This window comes from Streptomyces sp. NPDC006235 (genome assembly GCF_040613735.1).
Lineage (GTDB): Bacteria > Actinomycetota > Actinomycetes > Streptomycetales > Streptomycetaceae > Streptomyces.
This window is the reverse complement of the sequence record NZ_JBEXSR010000018.1, coordinates 47,465-69,034: the sequence shown is the minus strand read 5'-3', so window position 1 is coordinate 69,034 and position 21,570 is coordinate 47,465. Positions and strand designations below refer to the sequence as shown.

Below are 21,570 nucleotides of genomic sequence, written 5' to 3'. Positions count from 1 at the left end.
CCTCACTCCTGCACTCGGCGGCGTACGCCGCGCTTGGTCACGGTCACCGGGCCCTCGACCCGGAGCCGGCAGGCGAGCCGGGTCAGGCCGTCCACCGGTCTGCGCAGGGCCTCGATGCCCTCGCGTTCCAGCGGGCCCACGGGGGAACAGTTCTCGGCGCCCTCCTCGACCTGGACGAAGCAGGTGCGGCAGGTCCCCTTGCCGCCGCAGACGGTGGGCCAGCGGTAGCCGAGCCGCCCGGCGGCGGTGAACAGATCCTCGCCGTCGAGGACTTCGAGCTCGACGCCGGAGGGCATGACCGCCACCCGGTGGGTCACTTGCTCATCCACTGGTCGAGCGTCTGGTTGAAGTGGCGGATACGGCTCTCCTGGTAGTTCGCCAGGGTGATGCCCGGCTTGCGCATCGCCTTCAGGCCCTGCTGGACGTAGGGCAGGTTCTCGCAGTCCTGGTCGAAGACGGGCCCGAGCACGCCGAGTTCGGGGATGTCTGCGAAGAGCGTGTCCTGAGGCACCCAGCGGATCTTCGCCGGGGGCGGCGTCTCGCCGGGCCGCTTCGGGGACGACATGAAGATGATCTCGGCGGTGCAGGAGTCCGGGTCGAGGCCGTGGGGCCGGAACCGGTAGATGATGTTCGACTTGGCGCCGCCCCAGGGATTGAAGTTGGGGAACAGCAGGTAGTTGATGGCGTCCAGCAGCTCGGTGTCGGGTGTCTCCGAGAAGTCCTGCTGCGAGGTGGCCGCCAGTTGTTCGCGCATCCGCGCGGCGAGGACCTGACGGGCGGTGCCGCCGGGCGGGATCGCCGGCAGTGCGTCACCCTCCTGCATCACCAGGTCACGTCCCTGGGCGGCGGCGTAGAACGAGCGCGAGTCGTAGAAGGTCTCCAGGACGTCCTCCTCCGTGACGGAGTCCGCCACGTGCGGGCTGGGCGCGCCCTGGATGTTGATCATCCGGTTCCAGTTCGGCTGGTCCGCCATGACGTCGTACTGCGAGTTGGCGTCGGCGAGCCACGTCAGCATCTGCGGATGCGTGGCGATCACGTGAAAGGACTCGATGAACGCGTCCTGCGCGACCTTCCAGTTGCAGGGCAGCACCTTGGCGATGTGCAGCGACTTGTAGCGGTTCTCCAGCGGCCAGATGTAGTAGTCGTCGAAGGTGCCGCGGTAGCTGTCGAAGGACTCGGCGTACGGGTCCATGTTGATGAAGACGAAACCGCGCCAGGTCGCCACCTGGGCCTCGGGGAGGGCGAACTTCTCCGGGGTGACGTGCGGGAAGTCCCAGGCGCAGGGCGGGGTCTGCATCGTGCCGTCGAGGTTCCAGGTGAAGCCGTGGAACGAGCAGCGGAACTCGCTGACGTTGCCGCCGCCGGTGCGCAGTTTGCGGCCTCGGTGCAGACAGACGTTGACGTAGGCGCGGATCTCGTCGGGTGCCGTGCGCACGACGATGAGGGAGTCGTCGCCGATCTCGTAGACCTCGTGGTCGCCGACCTCGGGGATCTCGCTCTCCAGGCAGGCGAACTGCCAGACGCGCCGCCAGACCTGCCGCATCTCGCGTTCGGCCCACTCGCGGGAGGTGAAACGGGCGGTGTCGATGTCCTCGCTGCCGAGGTAGTCGTTCCGCTCGTACCGCAGGGCGGGGGGAACGGGGCGGCTGTCCTGGTCGAGGTAGTCCTGGACGCTGGGCCCGGGGCACCGTGCCGTGGCCGGCTCCGACGTTTCGTCCATCATCTCTCCTCCGGCAGAAACTTTAGATTGAGTGTAGTTACCGGATACCACCGGGAGCAACACTCGTGCCGGTGGACGATCTCCGGACCTGCCGAGGTCACCGCAGTTTCGCACCGGTATTCCGGAATATGTTGCGGCAACCCTCTCCCCAAGCACGCCGGGGCATGTCACACTCCGACCCACTTGAGACTGTAGTGCCTCATAAGTTTCTCCGTCACACCACGGGAGCGCTCAACGATGAGTTCCAGACCCCGTCGCGCGGTCCGCCGCGCCATCACCGCGACCCTCCCCGTCACCGCCCTGCTCGCCCTCGCGGCATGCGGCACCGGGACCACTCCGGCCGCCGACTCGACACAGGCGGGGGCGCCCGGCTCCCCCGGCCTGACGGCGGCCCGCGCAGCCCTGGCGAAGCACTCCGAGCGCCCGGCCACGATCTCCGTGACCGAGCCGGTGGGCAAGCCGATCCCCAAGGGCAAGAAGATCGACTTCATCCTCTGCGGCGTCCAGTCCTGCAAGGACCTCGCCGACTTCTTCACCGAGGCCGCGAAGGAACTCGGCTGGCAGGTCAAGCAGATCGCCACCCAGGGCACCCCGGAGTCCGTCCAGGCCGCCTACGAACAGGCCGTGCGCGACAAGCCGGACGCCGTCGTCGCCTCCGGTTTCCCCCGTGCCGTCTACGCCAAGCAGCTGGCACAGCTGAAGGCGGCCGGCATCCCCGTCATCCAGTCGAACGCCGACGACGTGGCGGGCGACGGCATCTCCCTGCTGAAGAACGGGCCGAAGGACGTCGGTGTCCAGGGCGAGATGCTCGCCTCATGGGTGGTGTCGAACAGTGGCGCCAAGGCGGACACCGTCTACTTCGATCTGCCGGCCTACACGATCCTCAAGCCCGTCAAGGACTCCTTCGCGGCCAAGTACAAGGAGTGGTGCGAGGGTTGCGCGCTCGACAACGTCGACGTGCCGATCACCGCGGTGGGCAAGGACATGCCGGACCGCGTGGTGTCGTACCTCCGGTCGCACCCGAAGGTGACCCATGTCGTCTTCTCCCTGGGCCTGCTCAACGTGGGCGTGCCGGCCGCGCTGAAGACCGCCGGGATCACCGGCAAGCACATCGTCGTCAACGTCGGTGACGCGCAGAACTACCAGTACATCCAGGGCGGTCTCACCGACGGCGCGATGGCGCTGAACTCGCACGAGACGGCCTGGCTCCAGGCCGACGCGCTCGCCCGGCACTTCACCGGGCAGCCCATGGCCGTGGACCAGAAGGCGGCGCTGCCCAACATGCTCGTCACCAAGGACAACCTGCCCTCCGCCGACGGCGACTTCCCGATCGTCGAGGACTACGAGAAGCAGTTCAAGGCGCTGTGGGGACTGAGTTGACCGGGCCGGTGCTGCGGGTGGCCGCCCTGTCGAAGAGATTCGGCGGCACCCAGGCGCTGCAGGACGTCGACCTCGAGGTCATGCCCGGCGAGATCCACGCCCTGATCGGGCCCAACGGCTCCGGCAAGTCCACTCTGATCAAGATCCTCGCCGGCTACCACCATGCCGAGCCCGGTGCGGTGGCCGAACTCGACGGCGAGCCCTTCGGCCTCGGTCAGGTCGCGGCGTCCCGCCACGACCGGCTCCGTTTCGTCCATCAGGAGCTGGGGCTGGTGGGCGAGTTGAGCGCCATCGACAACCTCGCGCTCAGCCATGGCTTCGCCCGCACAGCGTTCGGCAACATCCGCTGGCCGGAGATGGAGCGGCGGACGAGCGCCCTCGTCGAAAGGTTCGGCCTCGGCATCGACGTACGCAGGCCCCTGATGACGGCGACCCCCGTCCAGCGCACGGTGGTGGCCATCGCCGCCGCGCTGCAGGGCTGGGAGGGCCGCCGCGGGGTCCTGGTGCTCGACGAACCCACCGCCGTGCTCCCGCCCGGCGAGGTGGCCCGCCTCTTCGACATCGTGCGGGAGGTCCGCGACGCCGGCGCCGGTGTCCTGTACGTCTCGCACCGGATGGACGAGATCTTCGCGCTCGCCGACCGGGTCACCGTGATCCGCGGCGGGCGCCGGATCGCCACCCGCCCGGTCGCCGAGCTCACTCCGCGTCTGCTGGCGGAGCTGATGGCGGGCGAGGACATGGAGACCACCCACCGTCCGGCATCCCGCTCCGGCCCGACCAACCCCGTGCTGGAGGTCCGCGACCTGTGGGCCGGGCCCCTGCGAGGAGTCGACTTCGACCTGGCCGGGGGCGAGCGCCTGGGCATCACCGGGCTGGTCGGCTCCGGCCACGAGATCGTGCCGTACGCGGTGTGCGGGGCGCATGCCGGGCGGGTGAGCGGCAGGCTGCGGCTGCCGGAACGCTCCGAGCGGTGGACCGAGGCGCGTGACGCGAGCGGCCTGGGTCTTCCCCTGGTCCCGGCGGACCGGGCGGGCGAGGGAGTGATCGGCGACTTCTCGGTCGGCGAGAACCTCACCCTGCCGCTCCTGGACCGGCTGCGCTCCCGGTCCGGGCGGTTGCGCCGACGCCGCGAGTCCGCCCTGACGCAGGACTGGATCCGGCGGGTCGGGGTGCGAACGGCCGGGCCCGGGGCCCGGATCACCACGCTGAGCGGCGGCAACCAGCAGAAGGTCGTCATGGCCCGCTGTCTGGCCGGGCGGCCGCCGGTGCTGGCGCTGTGCGAACCCACGGCGGGCGTGGACATCGCCACCCGCCTTCAGCTGTACGACCTGATAGAGCGTCAGTCCGACGAGGGCATGGGCGTCCTCGTGTCCTCCTCCGACACGCATGACCTGCTCGCGCTGTGCACCCGCGTCCTGGTGGTGCGGAACGGCCGGATCGCACGGGAGATCAGCGGCCGGGACATCACCGAGCCCGCGCTCGTGCACGCCATGGAAGGAACCGAGTGACATGAGCCCTGGAAGGAACCGACTGACATGACGTCCACCCCGACCCGAGCGGCGGAGGTCCCGCCGTCCGCACCGGAGAGACCCGCGGTGCGCGTACCGGGGACATGGGCCCGACGGGCGGCGGCCGCCCTGTCGTTCCGCACCATCGGCGCCGTGTACGTGTGGCTGGTCATCGTCGTGCTCTTCACCGTGTGGGCGCCGGACACGTTCCCGACCATGATCACCGTCAAGCAGGTACTGAACGGCAACGCCGTGGCGGGCCTGGTCGCACTCAGCGTCGTACCGCCGCTGGCCGCACGCGTCTTCGACCTCTCCATCGCCTTCACCATGTCGCTCACCAGCGTGCTGACCGCCCACTTCATGGTCTCCGCCGGGCTCGGACCCGGCACGGCCATCGCCCTGGCGATGACCGCCGCACTGCTGGTCGGGGTCGTCAACGGCATCGTGGTCGTGGTCCTGCGCGTCGACTCGTTCATCGCCACCCTGGCCACCGGCGCGCTGATCCAGTCCCTGATCACCATGGTCACCAACGACAGCTCGATCACCGGTGTGCGGCTGCTCGCCGAGCCGTTCGCGAGCATCGCCCAGCTGGACGCCGGCGGCGTCACCCTGCCGGTGCTGTATCTGCTGCTCGCCGCCCTCGCCATCTGGTTCCTGCTGGAACACACCGCCACCGGGCGCCGGTTGTACGCGACCGGATTCAACGCCGACGCGGCCCGGCTGCAAGGGGTGCGCACCGACCGGCTGCGCTTCCTGACCCTGGTGGCCTCCGCGCTGCTGTCCGGCTTCGCCGGCGTCGTCTTCACGGCCTCGGTCGGCTCCGGTTCACCGACAGCGGGCACCCCGTACCTGCTGTCGGCCTACGCCGCCGCCTTCGTCGGCGCGACCCAGTTGCGCGCGGGCCGCTTCAACGCCTGGGGCACGGTCCTAGCCGTTCTGCTGCTCGGCACCGGCATCACCGGACTCGGGCTCGCCACCAGCGCGCAGTGGGCCGCGAGCCTGTTCACCGGCTCGGTCCTCATCGTGGCGCTGGTCCTCACGGGCGGCCGGATCGCCCTGCCCACCGTGCTGCGCCGCCGGGCGAAAACCCGGCCCGACCCGATCACCAGCAAGGAGACCTGATGATGAAGGCACTTCAGTACCGGCAGGTGGGGCACGCTCCCGAGGTCGTGGAAGTCCCGGTACCCGAACCCGGCCCGGGCCAGGTGCTGTTGAAGGTGACGGCGGCCGGGCTCTGCCACTCCGATCTGGCGGTGATGGGCTGGCCCGAGGAGCAGTTCCCCTACTCCCTGCCGATGACCCTCGGTCATGAGGGCGTCGGCACGGTGGCGGCGCTGGGCGCCGGTGTCACCGACGTGACGGAGGGCGAGGCGGTGGCGGTGTACGGCCCGTGGGGCTGCGGGCGCTGCCACCCGTGCGCCGAGGGCAAGGAGAACTGCTGCCCGCACGCCGCCGGGCTCGGCATCCTGCCGCCGGGGCTCGGCTCACCCGGTGCCCTGGCGGAGTACATGCTGGTGGACTCGCCCCGGCACCTGGTGCCGCTGAACGGACTCGACCCGGTGCAGGCCGCGCCCCTCACGGACGCCGGGCTGACCCCGTATCACGCGCTCCGCGGGTCGCTGCCGAAGCTGCTGCCCGGCAGCACGGCGGTGGTCATCGGCGTCGGCGGCCTGGGCCATCTCGCCGTGCAGCTGCTGCGCGCACTGACACCGGCCCGGGTGATCGCCCTCGACGTGAGCAAGGAGAAACTGGAGCTGGCCCGCGAAGTCGGCGCGCACGACACGCTCCTCTCCGACGGCGAGGCGGCCGCACGGATCCGCGGACTCACCGGCGGTACGGGAGCACAGGTCGTCCTGGACTTCGTCGGGGCCGAGGCGACCCTGACCGTGGCCGCCGCGTCGGTGGCGGTGGCGGGTGATGTCACGGTCGTCGGCCTCGGCGGGGGCACGCTGGCCGTCGGCTTCGGGGGCGGCCTGCCGTTCGAGGTGTCGGCCTCCTTCCCCTACTGGGGCAGCCGGACGGAACTCATGGAGGTCCTGGAGCTGGCACGCCAGGGTCTCGTGTCGTCCCACGTCGAGACCTTCACACTGGAACAGGCGCCCGAGGCGTACGAGCGCCTGCACGCCGGCGAGATCGACGGCCGCGCGGTGGTACTGCCGCACGCCTCGTCGCCTCACGCCCTGTAAGGGCTGCTCGCGGTCACCTTCAGCCAGTGCATGGACGTCAGGCGGACGGCGAAGTACACCGCGGCCACGGCAGCGGCCAGGTCCAGGACATCCGCTGCCATGTACTGCATCACCGCGGCCCGGATCTGCGTGGGAGTCTCTGCGCTCTCGTATCGCGACGAGGCGTACAGGCCGTACAGCGAGCTGGAAACGAGCAGGCCCCACCACAGGTTCACGGGCCAGATCCCTGCCCGGTACGGTTCCCCGTCGGCGGGCAGGGGTGATGCGGCACCCCACATGTCGACGGCGATGCGGTACGGCAGCCAGAAGTTCGCCAGGGGGATGAGCCAGCCCCCGATGGCCCAGCCCGGGCCCTTACGGAACCGATCGGGTGCCAGCAGCCCGGTGTTGCGGCGCGTCGAGAAGAACCAGGCGATGAAGAGGACCGCGCAGGGCAGGAACACGATGCCCTGAACGTTGCCGGCTGTCTGGTACAGCGAGTACGCGGCGTCCAGCCTTTGCTGGGGAGCGGCGGCGAATCCCTGGTCCTCGTCGATGAGCAGGTAGATCCGGGCTCCGGCGAAGACGGCGAGGACATCGCTCAGGGCGACGATCGCGAGCGACACCGACGCCGCTGCCAGCAGGCCGCGCACCGAGCGTGGCGTGCCGTTCGGCAGCATGCGACGCGGACGGAGTTCATTGGATGCAGACATGACGGTGGCCCCCCACGGGCGGAGTACGAAAAGGCCCGCGATAGAGCGCGTGCGGAGGCACGGTACGCCTGCTGCCAGGTCCCGTCCATGACGATCCGCAGGTCGGACAGCCACTCCCGGCCCGCGCGTCACCGGGCCGGTCTTTTCCCGCCCACCGTCCGCTCCACACAGCGCCGGAGCACCGTCAGGAACTCCGGCGTCCTCCAGGGCCCCACGTCCACGCGCCCGGTGTCGTCCACGCCGAGGTCCTGCACGTCGTAGCGGCCCCGGCAGTGGCCGAGGGTGAAGTAGCAGACCTCGCCGCGGCCGTGCCGCTTGAGGTACAGCACCGGCCGGGGCGCGCGGTCGAGGGCCGCCGTGTCGCCCTCGGCGAAACCGCGGCACGGCCCCGTGTACTCGGCGTGCAGCAGCACCTCCAGTTCGCCGTGCAGCTCGCAGACGTACAGCTCGTCGGTGACCGTGAACGGTCCGATCCCGGCGACCAGCGGGTGCTCGGGCCGGGTCACCCGCACCTCGTACGGCTCGATCGGCGGGTGGGCCAGGAACTGGCTGCCGAGCACCTCGGCCAGTTCCCCGAGCAGCCGTGGAGTCGTGAACAGCCGCGGGCCCTTGCCCGCCGACGGCTCGATCACCGCGTTGGTGCCGTGCAGGGCGAGCCAGCGCCCGCCCCGCTCGACGAACCGCGCCAGCGCGGCCCGTTGTGCCGGGCGGGGCCGGACGTCGCAGGTGTAGGTGACCAGCAGGTCCGCCCTGTCGAGGGCGGCCAGGCAGTCGTAGTCCTGGTACACCGTGGTGCGCACCTGCGGATGCTCGCCGAGCAGTTCCAGCAGCCGCAGCCGCGCGTGGTCGAAGTCGTGCCAGCGGCCGCCGCAGACCAGCACGGCGTCCAGACGGCCGGCCGGGCCCGCCACGGCTCAGTACTGGACGCGGGTGAGCAGCCCGCCGTCCACCACGAGGTTGACCCCGACGCAGAAGGAGCCGGTCCGCCCGAGCAGGAACGCCACCGCCGCGGCCACATCCTCAGCGGTGCCGTAGCGGCCGATCGGCAGCTTGGCGAGGACCTCCTCGTACACCTCCGGGCGGCTGGTGCGGATGGTCTCCCAGGCGCCGCCGGGGAAGTCGATCGGGCCGGGCGAGACGGTGTTGACGCGGATGCCCTTCGGCGCGACGGAGTGGGCGAGGGCCGAGGCGTGCTGGACGACGGCCGCCTTGAGCGCGGAGTAGGAGTTCGCTCCGGCCGGACGCGCGGTGTCGGAGGCGTTGGTGGTGCCGATGGCCACGACGGCGGCCCGGTCGGAGGCCTCCAGATGCGGAAGAGCCGCCTCGACGAGTCCCGCGAACGGGATCAGGTCGCCGCGCAGACTGGCCTCCCAGGACTCGGGGCCCTTCACATTGCCCGCCGACACGTTGGACACCAGCAGGTCCAGGCCGCCGAGTTCACCGGCCGCCCGCTCCACGAAACCCGCGAGGGCGGCGGGGTCGGTGACGTCGACCGGTTCGGCGAAGACCGTGGCCCCCTCGCCGCGCAGTTCGGCGGCGGCCTTGGCCAGCCCTTCCTCGCCCCGGGCGCAGAGGGCCAGTGCGCAGCCCTCGGCCGCGAGGGTTCCGGCGATCGCCCGGCCGATGCCCCGGCTCGCGCCGGTCACCAGCGCTTTCGCGCCTGTCAGTCCCAGATCCATCGATGTCACTCCTTTGTGATTGCCGAAAACCGTCGCGGTGGCTCAGTTGCCGGGAAGCTGCGAGAACGGCGCCCGGTCCGCCCGCGGCTCCGGTGGCAGCTTCAGCACGCGTTCGCCGATCAGGTTGCGCTGGATCTGGTCGGTGCCTCCGGCCAGCCGGTAACCGGGGGCGCCGAGCAGGTGCTGTGTCCAGGCGAAGGTGCCCGGTTCCCCGGTGTCGGCGCTGATGCGCGCCCCCATCAGCTCGGCGGCGACCTGTCCCGTGCGGGTGAGCAGGTCGGAGGCCATGAGCTTGGTCAACGATGCCTCGGGACCCGGCCGTCCGCCGGCCGCGCTCGTCCTGGCGACGCGGTCCACGGTGGCCGCGCGCAGCGCGGCCCGTACGTACAGGTCGGCGAGCCGCTGGCGGACCAGCGGGTCCGAGGTGCGGTCGAGGGAGCGGGCGAGCGCGAGCACGTCCGCAAAGGTGCCGCCCTTGCGGCGGTTGCCGCTCCCGGAGGCGGTCCGTTCGAAGGCGAGGGTGGTGGTGGCGACCTCCCAGCCCTGGCCCGGCCGTCCGATCCGGAGCCGGTCCGGGACGCGTACGCCGCTGAGGAACACCTCGTTGAAGGAGGCGCCGCCGCTCATCTGCCGGATGGGGCGGATCTCCACGCCCCGGGCGTCCATCGGGACCAGGAAAGCGGTGATGCCGGCCTGTTTGACGACGTCCGGGTCGGTGCGCGCGAGCAGCAGGCCGTAGTCGGCGAACTGGGCGCCCGAGGTCCACACCTTCTGGCCGTCGATCATCCACTCGCCCTCGTCTACCTGCCGGGCGCGGGTGCGCAGGGCGGCGAGGTCGGACCCGGCACCCGGCTCGCTGAAGAGCTGGCAGGCCAGCAGGTCGGTGCGCAGGAACGCGCGTGCGTGGTCGCGGAGTTGCTCTTCCGTCCCGAAGAGGGAGACGGCCATCGCGACCAGGCGCACGGTGACGCTGATCAGCTCGGTGGAGGGCGGCACCTCGAAGGCGGACTCCTCCTCGGCGAAGGCGGCCACGTGGGCGGCGGTCAGGCCCGCGCCGCCCCTGTCCGCGGGGAGGGTCAGCGCCTGGTAGCCGGCGTCGAAGCGGGCCCGCTGGTAGGCGCGGCAGCGCTCCAGCAGCAGGCGTTCCTCGGCCTCGGGGAGGTTGTGGAACACGGCGAGATCGGCGTCTTCTCCGGCGGACTCCGGCGCCCGTGCCGGTTCGAGCACACCGGCCAGCCACTGCCGCACCTGCGTGCGCCATGCGTCCGGATCGGGCTGCGGCATGACTCCTCCTCGAGCACTTACCAGACGAAAGATTCAGTAACGGTGGCGGCAAAGTGTCCTTGCCAGACCCCTTGAGCATGCGGGAACACCTCAGCTCGGGATCAGAGTGTTCCGTACTTTCTTGATAAACGCTACAGTCTCCGCATCACCTCTCCCCTCGAATCGGGAGAGGGCCGATGAGCCGCCGGAGGAGCCATGTCGCTGCTGCCACTCGACCGTCGCGCCCAGGAGACACCCGAGGAGCCCGCCCTGGTGGACGACCTGGGCGTGCTGTCCTGGTCGGGCCTCGCCGACCAGGTGGCACGGGCGGCGGCGCGGCTGCTGGAGTTCGCGCCCGGCCCGGACGACCGGATCGCCGTCCTCGGGGACAACGCGATCCCGACACTGGTCGCCCATCTGGCCGGCCTGCGAGCCGGGGTCGGGACCGTGGCCACGTCCCGGAACCTCACCTCGGGCGAACTCGTCGACCAGATCATCGACGCGGGCGTGACCGCGATCGTCGCCGGCCCCGCCGGGGCGGGTGCCGCGCTGGACGCGGCCCGGGAACTGGGCCTGCCCCTGGTGACGCACGCAACGCCGGCCGCCGGGCACGCCTTCGACTGGGACCTGTGGCTGGCGGCCGCGCCGGCCGGACGTGCCGTCCCGACGGACCGGCCCGCCCGGCCTCCACTCGTCTACACCTCGGGCACCACCGGTCGGGCGCGCGGCACCGAGGTGCGCTGGGTGAGCGGCCCGGTCGCCGACAGCGCCGCTTACCTCGCCGCGATGTCCGCCCGGCCAGGCTTCCCGCCGGGTCCGCACCTGGTGTGCGGCCCGCTCCAGCACAACGCGCCGCTGACCTCGCTGCGGCACCTGGCGGCCGGTCAGCCCGTGGTGGTCCTCGGCAGATACGACGGGGAGACGTTCCTCAGCCGGGTCCAGAGGTGGCGGGTCTCCTCGACGGTCATGGTGCCCACCCACTTCCAGCGGCTGCTCGCCCTCCCGGAGGAGGTCCGCGCCCGGTACGACGTCTCCAGCCTGCGGCAGGTGTCCCACACGGGCTCCGCGTGTCCGCCGGATGTGAAGCGGGCCATGATCGAGTGGTTCGGTCCGGTGCTGACCGAGTCGTACGGTGCCAGCGAGGCGGGGACGGTGGCCCGCATCAGCAGCAGCGAATGGCTGGCGCACCCGGGTTCGGTCGGGCGCGTCCGGGCCCCGTTCGAGGTCCTGGTCACCGATGACGACGGCCGGCGGCTGCCGCCCGGCGAACGCGGACTGCTGGCCTTCCGGGCCCCCGACGACCAGGGCGTCCGCTATCACGCGGACCCGGACAAGACCCGGTCCGCCTATCTCTCCCCCGGCGTCTTCACGCTCGGCGACATCGGCTACGTCGACGCCGACGGCTACATCTTCATCACCGACCGGGCCGCGGACGTGGTGGTCTCCGGCGGCGTGAACCTGTACCCGGCCGAGAGCGAGGCGGTCCTGCGGCGGCACCCGGCGGTCGCCGAGGTCGCGGTCGTCGGCGTGCCCGACCCGGACTTCGGTGAGTCACTGCGGGCGCTGGTCGTGGTGGCGGCGGACGAGCCGCCGGCCGATGAGCTGGACCGGTTCTGCCGCGAGCACCTCGCCGCCCACAAGTGCCCGAAGTCGTACGAGTTCGTCCCCGAGCTGCTGCGCAACGCCATGGGCAAGCTCGACAAACGCGCGATGCGCCGCCCGTACTGGCGCTCCGAACGCACCATCGCCGGCTGAGCCGGGCTCCCCCAGTAAGGACCACCCATGACCGAACTCCTCCTCATCCGGCACGGCCTCCCCCTGGCGGGCGTGTTCGACCCCCGGCTGTCACCGGAGGGCACCGCCCAGGCCGAACGCCTCGCCGCCTGGCTCGTGCACGAGGACGTCGACGCCCTGTACTCCAGCCCGTACCGGCGTGCCCGCGAGACCGTGGCACCCCTGGAGCGCCTCACCGGCATGACCGCCACCGTCCTCGACGACCTGCGCGAGTGGGACACCGACGTGACGCAGCCCTACATGCCGCCGGAGCAGATCGGCGCGGACGATCCCCGGGCGGCGGCGCTCGCCGAGGGGCGTTACGAGGACTTCGTGCCCGAGCTGGACTGGGACGCCTTCCGCGCCCGTGCCGCGCGGGCCATGGACACCATCCTCGACGCCCATCCCGGAGGGCGGGTCGGGGTCGTGTGCCACGGCGGCATCACCAACACCTATCTGGCGACGGTGCTCGGCCTGCCCACGATGTTCTGGTTCCACCCCGACTACACGTCCGTCAGCCGGGTGCGGCGCATGCCCGGCGGCCGGATCGTCCTGCACTCGGTGAACGAGACGGCCCACATGGTCGCCGAACGCGCCGTCGACGCGGTCGCCTGACTCCGCCCCACATCCCAGGAGGTCCCGGCATGCCCGGATCCGTCATCGTCGCCGGAGCAAGGACGCCCATCGGCAGGCTGGCGGGTGCCCTGAGCACCGTGTCCGCGGTCGACCTCGGCGCCCACGCCATCGGCTCGGCACTGGCCGCCGCCCGTCTGGACCCGGCGGCGGTGGAAGCCGTCGTCATGGGTCATGTCGTGCAGGCCGGCGCCGGCCCCAACTCGGCACGGCAGGCGGCGGTCCGCGCCGGCATTCCGTTCTCCGTCCCCGCGAGCACCGTCAACAAGCTCTGCCTGTCCGGTCTGCACGCCATCGCCCTGGCCGACCTCATGATCGCCTCCGGCCGCCACGAGGTGGTCGTCGCCGGTGGCATGGAGTCCATGTCGGACGCCCCGCACCTGCTGCGCGGGGCGCGCACCGGCTGGAAGTACGGCTCGGCCGCGGCGGAGGACGCCCTCGACCGCGACGCCCTCGTCTGCGCCTTCGACGGCGTCTCCATGGGCGCGGCCACCGAGCGCTACCAGCGGCCGTACGCCCTGACCCGCGAGGAGCAGGACGAGTACAGCGCGCTGTCCCATCAACGGGCCGCCCGCGCCCAGGAGTCGGGGGCGTTGTCCGAGGAGATCACCCCCGTCACCGTGGCGGGACGCCGGGGCGAGACGGTGGTGGACACCGACGAGGGCGTGCGGCCGGGAAGCACCGCCGAGAGCCTCGGGCGCCTGAGGCCCGCCTTCTCCGGCGAGGGCACCATCACCGCGGGCAACTCCTCACAGCTCTCCGACGGCGCCGCGGTCGTCGTCGTGATGAGCGCGGAGCGCGCCCGGTTCGAGGGCCTGACCCCGCTCGCCGAGATCGGCGCCTACGGCACGGTCGCCGGCCCGGACCCCTCGCTGCTCGTCCAGCCGGCCGGCGCGGTCCGCGACGCGCTGTCCCGGGACGGCCGGCTGAAGGCCGCCGACCTGGACCTGTTCGAGATCAACGAGGCGTTCGCCGGAGTGGCCCTGGCCTCCGTACGGGAGCTGGACCTCCCTCTCGACAAGGTGAACGTCAACGGCGGAGCGATCGCGCTCGGGCACCCGGTCGGCATGACCGGGGCCCGGCTGGTGCTGACTCTCGCGGCCGAACTGCGGCGGCGCGGAGGCGGCAGCGGAGCGGCGGCCCTGTGCGGGGGCGGCGGCCAGGGCGACGCGCTGTTGCTGCATGTGCCGACCCAGGACTGAACCCGGAGCCGAATCATCATGAACGTCCAGCTGACTTCGGTCGACACGACCCTTGTCGTGGCGGCCCGTGCCCTCGCCGCCGACGACGTCGTCTCCCTCACGCTGCGCCGCCCCGACGGCGGGATGCTCCCCGCCTGGACACCGGGCGCCCACATCGACGTACTCCTGAACGGTGACGACGGGGGCCTGATCCGTCAGTACTCCCTGTGCGGAGACCCGGCCGCGCGCGACTCCTGGCAGATCGCCGTGCTGCGCGAGCCGCACGGCCGCGGAGGCTCCGCGTACGTCCACGACCACCTGCGCGAAGGCGCCGCCGTGCGGGTGCGCGGACCGCGGAACAACTTCCCGCTGCGGCCCGCCGCTCGCCACCTGTTCATCGCCGGCGGCGTCGGCATCACGCCCATCCTCCCGATGGTGGAGGCCGCCGAGGCCGCGGGGGCCGACTGGCGCCTGCTGTACGGCGGACGCACCCGTACCTCCATGGCGTTCCTGAACCGCCTGGCCCCGCACGGCGACCGGGTCCTCGTCCGTCCGCAGGACGAGTACGGCCTGCTGGACCTCTCGGCCCACCTCGGCGTACCCGAGGAGGGCACGCTGGTGCACGCCTGCGGTCCCGAGCCGCTGTTGCAGGCGGTGCAGGAACAGTGCGCGCACTGGCCTCCCGGCACGCTGGGCGTCGAGCGGTTCGCTCCGGTACGCACGGACGCGGCCGGCCAGGCCGAGGCCTTCGAGGTGGAGCTCGCCCGGTCCGGGCTCACCCTCACCGTGCCGGCGGACCGCTCGGTGCTCGAAACCGTGGAGCAGGCCGGTGTCACGGTCAACTTCTCCTGCCGGGAAGGCACGTGCGGCACCTGCGAGACCGACGTGCTCGACGGCAAGCCCGACCACCGCGACTCGCTGCTGACCGAGGACGAGCGGGCCGCCGGCGACACCATGCTCATCTGCGTCTCCCGCTCGTGCGGGACCCGCCTCGTCCTGGATCTGTGACGGCGATCACTCCCTGCAATTTACTAGGACGTCCTAGTATCTCTTCTGTCGGCAGTACCCCCGCCCCGTCCGGGAAGGCCCCCATGAGCGATCTGCACCGACCCGTGCACCCCGTCCGTCTGGTCACGGCTTCGGCTCTGTTCGACGGGCATGACGCGTCGATCAACATCATGCGGCGCATCTTCCAGTCCCAGGGCGCCGAGGTGATCCACCTCGGACACAACCGGTCGGTGCGGGAGGTCGTCGACGCCGCTCTGGAGGAGGACGCCCACGGTGTCGCCGTCTCGTCGTACCAGGGCGGGCACGTGGAGTACTTCGAGTACCTGGTCGAGTCGCTGCGCGCGGCGGGAGCCGACCACATCCGTGTGGTGGGCGGCGGAGGCGGCGTCATCGTGCCCGAGGAGATCGCCCGGCTGCGCGCCAGCGGCGTGACCATCTTCTCCCCCGAGGACGGGCAGCGGATGGGTCTGGCCGGGATGGTCAACTCGGTCGTGAAGGACTGCGACTTCGACCTCTGGGACGGCAAGCCGGCCGACGCGTCCGCCGTGCTGGCGGGCGACCGGTTCGCGATCGCCCGCGCCATCACCGGCGCGGAACTGGGCAAGCTGCCCCCGGATCTCCTGGCGCGGCTGCGGGCCACGGCCAAGGCACGGGTCATGCCGGTGCTCGGCATCACCGGCACGGGCGGCTCGGGCAAGTCGTCACTGACGGACGAGCTGGTGCGCCGCTTCCGCCTCGACCAGCAGGACAAGCTGCGGATCGCCGTGATCGCGGTCGACCCGACCCGCCGCCGCGGCGGCGGGGCACTGCTCGGTGACCGGATCCGCATGAACTCCCTGGACGGCAGCCGGGTCTTCTTCCGCAGCCTGGCCACCCGTGGCAGTCGCGAGCTGCCCGAGCACCTGTCCGACGTCATCGACGTGGCCAAGGCCGCCGGGTTCGACCTGGTGATCGTGGAGACGCCGGGCATCGGCCAGGGCGACGCGGCGATCGTGCCGTTCGTCGACACCTCGCTGTACGTGATGACACCGGAGTTCGGTGCCGCCTCGCAGCTGGAGAAGATCGACATGCTCGACTTCGCCGACGTCGTGGCGATCAACAAGTTCGAGCGGCGCGGCGCACAGGACGCGCTGCGCGACGTGGGCCGCCAACTGGTCCGCAACCGTGAGGCGTTCGGCAAGCGGCCCGAGGACATGCCGGTGTACGGCACCTCGGCGGCGACGTTCAACGACGACGGTGTCACCGCGCTCTACCAGCACCTGAAGACGGGCCTGGCCGAGAAGGGCCTGCCGCTGTCCGAGGGCGCGCTGGCACCGGTCGCGGTACGCCACTCCTCCGGCATCCGGCAGGTGGTCCCCGCGGGCCGGGTGCGCTACCTCGCCGAGATCACCGACACGGTCCGCGCGTACCACGCCGAGACCACGCGACTGGCCGAGGCGGCCAGGCGGCTGCAGCGCCTGGAGGCCGTCAGGGACGAGCTCGTCGAGGCCGGCTCGGACGCCGCGAACGTGGACTCACTCCTCGACGACGCCCGCAAGCGGCTCCCGCACCAGATCACGGAGCAGATCGGGAACTGGCCCGCCGTCATCGCCTCCTACTCCGGGGACGAGCAGGTGGTGAAGGTCCGGGACCGGGAGATCCGCACCAAGCTGAACCGCGAGTCCCTGTCCGGCAACAAGGTCCCGCGCGTCGCCCTGCCCCGCTTCACCGACCACGGGGAGCTGGTGCGGTTCTGGCGCGGGGAGAACCTGCCCGGCTACTTCCCCTTCACGGCAGGGGTGTTCCCCTTCAAACGCGACGGCGAGGACCCGGCGCGGATGTTCGCCGGTGAGGGCGATCCGTTCCGTACGAACCGGCGCTTCAAGCTGCTCTCCGAGGGCCAGCCGGCCACCCGCCTGTCCACCGCCTTCGACTCGGTCACGCTCTACGGCCGCGACCCGGACGAACGCCCCGACATCTACGGCAAGGTCGGCACGTCCGGGGTGTCGGTGGCCACGCTCGCGGACATGAAGGCCCTCTACGACGGCTTCGACCTGACCTCACCCACGACCTCGGTCTCCATGACCATCAACGGCCCCGCGCCGACGATCCTGGCGTTCTTCCTCAACACCGCGATAGACCAGCAGACGGAGAAGTTCCGAGCCGCCGAGGGCCGTGACCCGTCGCCCGAGGAGGCAGCCGAGCTGCGGGCCCACGCGCTCGCGAACGTACGCGGCACAGTGCAGGCCGACATCCTCAAGGAGGACCAGGGCCAGAACACGTGCCTGTTCTCCACCGAGTTCTCGCTGCGGATGATGGCCGACATCCAGGAGTGGTTCATCGCCCACAAGGTCCGCAACTTCTACTCCGTGTCCATCTCCGGCTACCACATCGCCGAAGCCGGCGCGAACCCCATCAGCCAGCTCGCCTTCACCCTCGCCAACGGCTTCACCTACGTCGAGGCCTACCTCGCCCGGGGTATGCACATCGACGACTTCGCCCCGAACCTGTCGTTCTTCTTCTCCAACGGCATGGACCCCGAGTACTCCGTCCTCGGCCGGGTCGCCCGCCGCGTCTGGGCCGTCGCGATGAAGGAGAAGTACGGGGCCAACGAGCGCAGCCAGAAGCTGAAGTACCACGTCCAGACCTCCGGACGCTCCCTGCACGCCCAGGAGATGGACTTCAACGACATCCGCACCACCCTGCAGGCCCTCACGGCCATCTACGACAACGCGAACTCGCTGCACACCAACGCCTACGACGAGGCCGTCACCACCCCGTCCGAGGAGTCGGTGCGGCGGGCGCTGGCGATCCAGCTCGTCATCAACCGCGAGTGGGGCCTGGCGATGAACGAGAACCCCCTCCAGGGATCGTTCATCATCGACGAACTCACCGACCTGGTGGAGGAGGCCGTCCTCCAGGAGTTCGAGCGGATCAGCGAGCGCGGCGGCGTGCTGGGCGCGATGGAGACCGGCTACCAGCGGGGCCGCATCCAGGACGAGTCGATGCTGTACGAGCAGCGCAAGCACGACGGCTCCCTGCCCATCATCGGCGTCAACACCTTCCTCCGCCCCGGGGGCGACAGCCGGCCTCAGGAGCTGGAACTCGCCCGGGCCACCGAGGAGGAGAAGCAGTCCCAGCTGGAGCGCGTGCGCGACTTCCACACCGGCCACCGCGACCGGGCCCACGCCGCCCTGGCCGCTCTCAAGCACGCGGCGACGAGCGGCGACAACGTCTTCGCCGTACTCATGGACGCCACGCGGGTCTGCTCGCTCCAGCAGATCACCGAGGCCTTCTTCGAGGTGGGCGGCCAGTACCGCCGCAACGTCTGACCCAGCCCCCGTAGGGCGTGTCCGTAAGTCCCCGGAAGCCACCCCGCAGCGACCCAGCAGATAGGACCTCAGATGGATCCCGTTACTCGTCTCGGCGTGGTCGGATGCGGCCTCATGGGCTCCGGTATCGCCGAAGTCGCGGCCCGCAGCGGCATCGACGTCCGAGTCGCCGAGGCCACGCCGGACGCGCTCGACGCGGGCCGCCGCCGGCTCACCGCCTCGCTCGACCGAGGTGTACGGCGCGGCAAGCTCGGCGAGGAGCAGCGGGACCAGGCCCTCGCCAGGCTGTCCTTCACCCACGACCTCAGCGACTTGGCCGACCGCCAGTTCGTCGTCGAGGCGGTCGCCGAGAACCGTGACATCAAGACGGACGTCCTGCGCACCCTCGACAAGGTGGTCGAAGACCCGGCGGCGGTCCTGGCCACCAACACCTCCTCCATCCCCATCGTCGATCTCGCGGTCGTCACCGAGCGGCCCGCACAGGTCATCGGCATGCACTTCTTCAACCCCGTGCCCGTGCAGCAGCTGGTGGAGCTCATTCCCGCCCTCACCACCAGCGCGGACACCGTGCGGCGCACCCGCGGCTTCGCCGAGCAGCTGGGCAAGCAGGCCATCCAGGCGCCCGACCGCTCCGGCTTCGTCGTCAACGCCCTCCTCGTGCCCTACCTGCTCAGCGCGGTACGGATGGTGGAGTCGGGCGCCGCGCGGCCGGAGGACATCGACCGGGGCATGGAACTCGGATGCGCCCACCCCATGGGGCCGTTGCGGCTGCTCGACCTCATCGGCCTCGACACCGCCCAGGCCGTGGCCGAGTCGATGTACGAGGAGTTCAAGGAGCCGCTGTACGCCCCGCCCGCCCTCCTGCGCCGCATGGTCGCGGCGGGCCACCTCGGCCGCAAGAGCGGCCGGGGCTTCCACACCTACGACGACTGAACGACACGCGCCTCGTCAGGCGCTCGACCGGACGACCAGCCGCGTGGGCAGGATCAACGGGGTGGGGTCGTGTCCGTTGACGACCGTGACGAGCATGCGCGCCATCTCCCGCCCGAGAGCGGCTATGGGCTGGTGGACGGTGGTGAGGGGCGGATCGGCGACCTGGGCGACGGTCAGGTCGTCGAAGCCGACCACAGCGACGTCGGCCGGGACCGCCCGGCCGGCCGAGCGCAACGTGCGCAGCGCGCCCGCCGCCATGTTGTCGTTGGCGGCGAACACCCCGTCCAGGTCGGGATGATGTGCCAGCAGGACGGCCATGGCGGCGGCTCCACTGGGCTCGGTGAAGTCCCCCTCCTGCGGCGGCAGCGGATCGAGGCCGGCTGCCAGCAAGGCGTCCCGGTAGCCGCGGTACCGGGCACGCCCGGCCTCGGTGTCCATACGCCCGCAGATCGCGGCCACGCGGGTCCGGCCGCGTGACACCAGGTACTCGGTCGCCTCGCGCGCTCCGCCGACGTTGTCGACGTCCACGTACCACCGGGGAGTCGAACCGACCGGGCGCCCTCCGAACACGACGGGCATTTCCGCCTCCTCGGCGATACCGGCCAGCGGATCGTCCTCGCGCAGCGCCATCAGCATGACACCGTCGGCGCCCTTGGTCCGGAAGAGCTCCTCCACCCGCTTGCGGCCCCGGTCGGAAGCGGCCAGACACAGCATCAGATGCAGATCGGCCTCCTCCAGAGCGGTCGACGCCCCCACGATCACCTGGGCGTAGAACGGATCCGCGAAGATCGACGGATCCTCCCCGGAGACGACCAGGGCGGCCGCTCCCGTCTGACGCGTGGCCAGGGCACGGGCGGCCGGGTTGGGCACATAACCGAGTTGCCGGACAGCTCGTTCGACCGCCTCCCGTTTGGCACGGCTGACATGCGGAGCGTTGTTGAGGGCGCGGGAGGCCACGGAGCGGGAGACACCGGCGCGTTCGGCTACCTCATCGAGCGTCGGCTGCCGGCGCGGCGCGTCGTGTGCCATGGACCACGAGCCCTTCCCCCAGGGAGAGTCCTCGACCTCCAGAAGGCTGGGACCGCTTCCAGTCCACGGCTTCATTGAGGCGTGTTCTCGCCATACGAATCGCATTGAGCATCAGCTCTTGACACCTCAACTACCCCGCAACACCATACCGAACACGCCCCGACGACTTTCCAGTGCTGCTGGGACCGCTTCCAATGGGAGCGCTCCCAAGATCCGGTCGTAACACCGCTCCTGCTCAGGTCGCACGCTCGGGACCAGGGCGTGCGACGTCCCCCTGCCAGGAAATCGAGGTTCAGTCATGCGCAGACTCCGCGCCTTGGCCGCAGCGCTGCTCGCTCTGCCGCTGGCGTTCGCCGCCGCACCGTCCGCCCACGCCGCCGACCCGACCAGCATGACCAGCGGGTTCTACGTGGACCCCGACTCCAGCGCGAAGAGGTGGACCGCCGCGAACCCCGGTGACGGCCGAGCCGCCGCCATCAACGCCTCCATCGCCAACACCCCGATGGCCCGCTGGTTCGGCTCCTGGAGCGGCACCATCGGCACCGCCACGGGCGGGTACGCGGGAGCGGCGGACCGCGTCGACAAGCTCCCCCTCCTCGTCGCCTACAACATCTACAACCGCGACTACTGCGGCGGCCACTCCGCGGGCGGGGCCGCCTCGCCCTCCGCCTACCGGAGCTGGATCGCCCAGTTCGCCGGCGGTATCGCCAACCGCCCGGCCGTCGTCATCCTGGAGCCGGACTCCCTCGGGGACTACGGCTGCATGACCCAGGCCCAGATCGACGAACGCGAGAGCATGCTCACCGGCGCCCTCGCCGAGTTCAACCGCCAGGCCCCCAACACCTGGGTCTACATGGACGCCGGCAATCCGCGCTGGGCCGACGCGGCGACCATGGCCCGACGCCTCCACGAAGCCGGGCTCCGACAGGCCCACGGCTTCTCGCTCAACATCTCCAACTACATCGCCACCGCCGAGAACACCGCCTACGGCAACGCGGTCAACCGTGAACTGAGCGCCCGCTACGGCTACACCAAGCCGTTCGTCGTGGACACCAGCCGCAACGGCAACGGCTCCGACGGCCAGTGGTGCAACCCCTCGGGCCGCCGCATCGGCACCCCCACCCAGCTGGGCGGAGGCGCCGAGATGCTCTTGTGGATCAAGGTTCCGGGCGAGTCCGACGGCAACTGCGGTGTCGGAGGCGGCTCCTCGGCCGGTCAGTTCCTCCCCGAGGTCGCCTACAAGATGATCTACGGCTACTGATCCCGGACTCCCG

18 protein-coding genes are annotated in these 21,570 nt (G+C 71.0%); 11 read left to right on the top strand and 7 right to left on the bottom strand.

Going from position 1 to position 21,570, the window contains the following annotated elements; translation table 11 throughout:
* Positions 1-2 precede the first annotated feature (2 nt).
* A complete protein-coding gene (locus tag ABZ192_RS21850; protein ID WP_356926106.1) occupies positions 3-329 on the bottom strand; it encodes a 2Fe-2S iron-sulfur cluster-binding protein in 327 nt (108 codons plus the stop codon).
* Entirely contained in the window at positions 314-1,720 is a 1,407-nt protein-coding gene (locus ABZ192_RS21845) for an aromatic ring-hydroxylating dioxygenase subunit alpha (RefSeq protein WP_356926105.1), read from the bottom strand. Before ABZ192_RS21845 ends, ABZ192_RS21850 begins: the two co-directional genes overlap by 16 nt.
* A gap of 237 nt (positions 1,721-1,957) precedes the next feature.
* Here ABZ192_RS21845 and ABZ192_RS21840 point away from each other — a divergent pair, with 237 nt between their 5' ends.
* Genes ABZ192_RS21840 through ABZ192_RS21825 form a run of 4 tightly spaced genes read left to right on the top strand, consistent with a single transcriptional unit; the run spans position 1,958 to position 6,794 of the window.
* A complete protein-coding gene (locus tag ABZ192_RS21840; protein WP_356926103.1) occupies positions 1,958-3,100 on the top strand; it encodes a substrate-binding domain-containing protein in 1,143 nt (380 codons plus the stop codon).
* Complete coding sequence (locus ABZ192_RS21835; RefSeq protein WP_356926102.1) at positions 3,085-4,608, top strand: sugar ABC transporter ATP-binding protein; 1,524 nt, start codon at positions 3,085-3,087, stop codon at positions 4,606-4,608. The genes ABZ192_RS21840 and ABZ192_RS21835 overlap by 16 nt, the downstream gene beginning before the upstream one ends.
* Before the next feature lie 27 nt (positions 4,609-4,635).
* Positions 4,636-5,730, top strand: coding sequence for an ABC transporter permease (locus ABZ192_RS21830; RefSeq protein WP_356926101.1), 1,095 nt, complete (start codon positions 4,636-4,638; stop codon positions 5,728-5,730).
* A 2-nt stretch (positions 5,731-5,732) separates the two neighbouring features.
* On the top strand, positions 5,733-6,794 hold the full coding sequence (locus tag ABZ192_RS21825; RefSeq protein ID WP_356926187.1) for an NAD(P)-dependent alcohol dehydrogenase: 1,062 nt from the start codon (positions 5,733-5,735) through the stop codon (positions 6,792-6,794).
* Here ABZ192_RS21825 and ABZ192_RS21820 read toward each other — a convergent pair.
* From ABZ192_RS21820 to ABZ192_RS21805, 4 genes are all read right to left on the bottom strand, one after another.
* A complete protein-coding gene (locus ABZ192_RS21820) occupies positions 6,782-7,486 on the bottom strand; it encodes a DUF4328 domain-containing protein (RefSeq protein ID WP_356926100.1) in 705 nt (234 codons plus the stop codon). The genes ABZ192_RS21825 and ABZ192_RS21820 overlap by 13 nt on opposite strands.
* Positions 7,487-7,614: 128 nt before the next feature.
* Entirely contained in the window at positions 7,615-8,397 is a 783-nt protein-coding gene (locus ABZ192_RS21815) for a ThuA domain-containing protein (protein ID WP_356926099.1), read from the bottom strand.
* 3 nt (positions 8,398-8,400) lie between these two features.
* Positions 8,401-9,165: an SDR family oxidoreductase gene (locus ABZ192_RS21810; protein WP_356926098.1), complete on the bottom strand. Its 765-nt coding sequence runs from the start codon at positions 9,163-9,165 to the stop codon at positions 8,401-8,403.
* 42 nt (positions 9,166-9,207) lie between these two features.
* Positions 9,208-10,449 (bottom strand): acyl-CoA dehydrogenase family protein, encoded by a 1,242-nt coding sequence (locus tag ABZ192_RS21805; RefSeq protein ID WP_356926097.1) that lies wholly within the window; start codon positions 10,447-10,449, stop codon positions 9,208-9,210.
* Positions 10,450-10,644: 195 nt separating this feature from the next.
* Between ABZ192_RS21805 and ABZ192_RS21800 the strand changes: the two genes are divergently transcribed.
* The 6 genes from ABZ192_RS21800 to ABZ192_RS21775 all read left to right on the top strand — a co-directional run bounded on the left by ABZ192_RS21800 (position 10,645) and on the right by ABZ192_RS21775 (position 19,267).
* Entirely contained in the window at positions 10,645-12,183 is a 1,539-nt protein-coding gene (locus ABZ192_RS21800) for an AMP-binding protein (RefSeq protein WP_356926096.1), read from the top strand.
* A gap of 27 nt (positions 12,184-12,210) precedes the next feature.
* The gene (locus tag ABZ192_RS21795) at positions 12,211-12,816 is read left to right on the top strand and encodes a histidine phosphatase family protein (RefSeq protein ID WP_356926095.1); all 606 of its coding nucleotides are present in this window, start codon (positions 12,211-12,213) and stop codon (positions 12,814-12,816) included.
* Positions 12,817-12,845: 29 nt separating this feature from the next.
* Positions 12,846-14,036: an acetyl-CoA C-acyltransferase gene (locus ABZ192_RS21790; RefSeq protein ID WP_356926094.1), complete on the top strand. Its 1,191-nt coding sequence runs from the start codon at positions 12,846-12,848 to the stop codon at positions 14,034-14,036.
* Between the two features lie 18 nt (positions 14,037-14,054).
* Complete coding sequence (locus ABZ192_RS21785; RefSeq protein ID WP_356926093.1) at positions 14,055-15,023, top strand: PDR/VanB family oxidoreductase; 969 nt, start codon at positions 14,055-14,057, stop codon at positions 15,021-15,023.
* Between the two features lie 83 nt (positions 15,024-15,106).
* Positions 15,107-18,334 (top strand): fused isobutyryl-CoA mutase/GTPase IcmF, encoded by a 3,228-nt coding sequence (icmF, locus tag ABZ192_RS21780; protein ID WP_356926092.1) that lies wholly within the window; start codon positions 15,107-15,109, stop codon positions 18,332-18,334.
* Positions 18,335-18,406: 72 nt separating this feature from the next.
* Positions 18,407-19,267 carry a 3-hydroxybutyryl-CoA dehydrogenase gene (locus ABZ192_RS21775; RefSeq protein ID WP_356926091.1) on the top strand — a complete coding sequence of 287 codons (861 nt, stop codon included), beginning with the start codon at positions 18,407-18,409 and terminating at the stop codon, positions 19,265-19,267.
* A gap of 15 nt (positions 19,268-19,282) precedes the next feature.
* On the opposite strand, the gene ABZ192_RS21770 is transcribed toward ABZ192_RS21775, so the two are convergent.
* Positions 19,283-20,296, bottom strand: a complete 1,014-nt coding sequence (locus tag ABZ192_RS21770; RefSeq protein ID WP_356926090.1) for a LacI family DNA-binding transcriptional regulator — start codon at positions 20,294-20,296, stop codon at positions 19,283-19,285.
* A 298-nt stretch (positions 20,297-20,594) separates the two neighbouring features.
* On the opposite strand from ABZ192_RS21770, the gene ABZ192_RS21765 reads away from it, so the two are divergent.
* Entirely contained in the window at positions 20,595-21,557 is a 963-nt protein-coding gene (locus ABZ192_RS21765) for a glycoside hydrolase family 6 protein (protein WP_356926089.1), read from the top strand.
* The last annotated feature ends 13 nt before the right edge of the window (positions 21,558-21,570 follow it).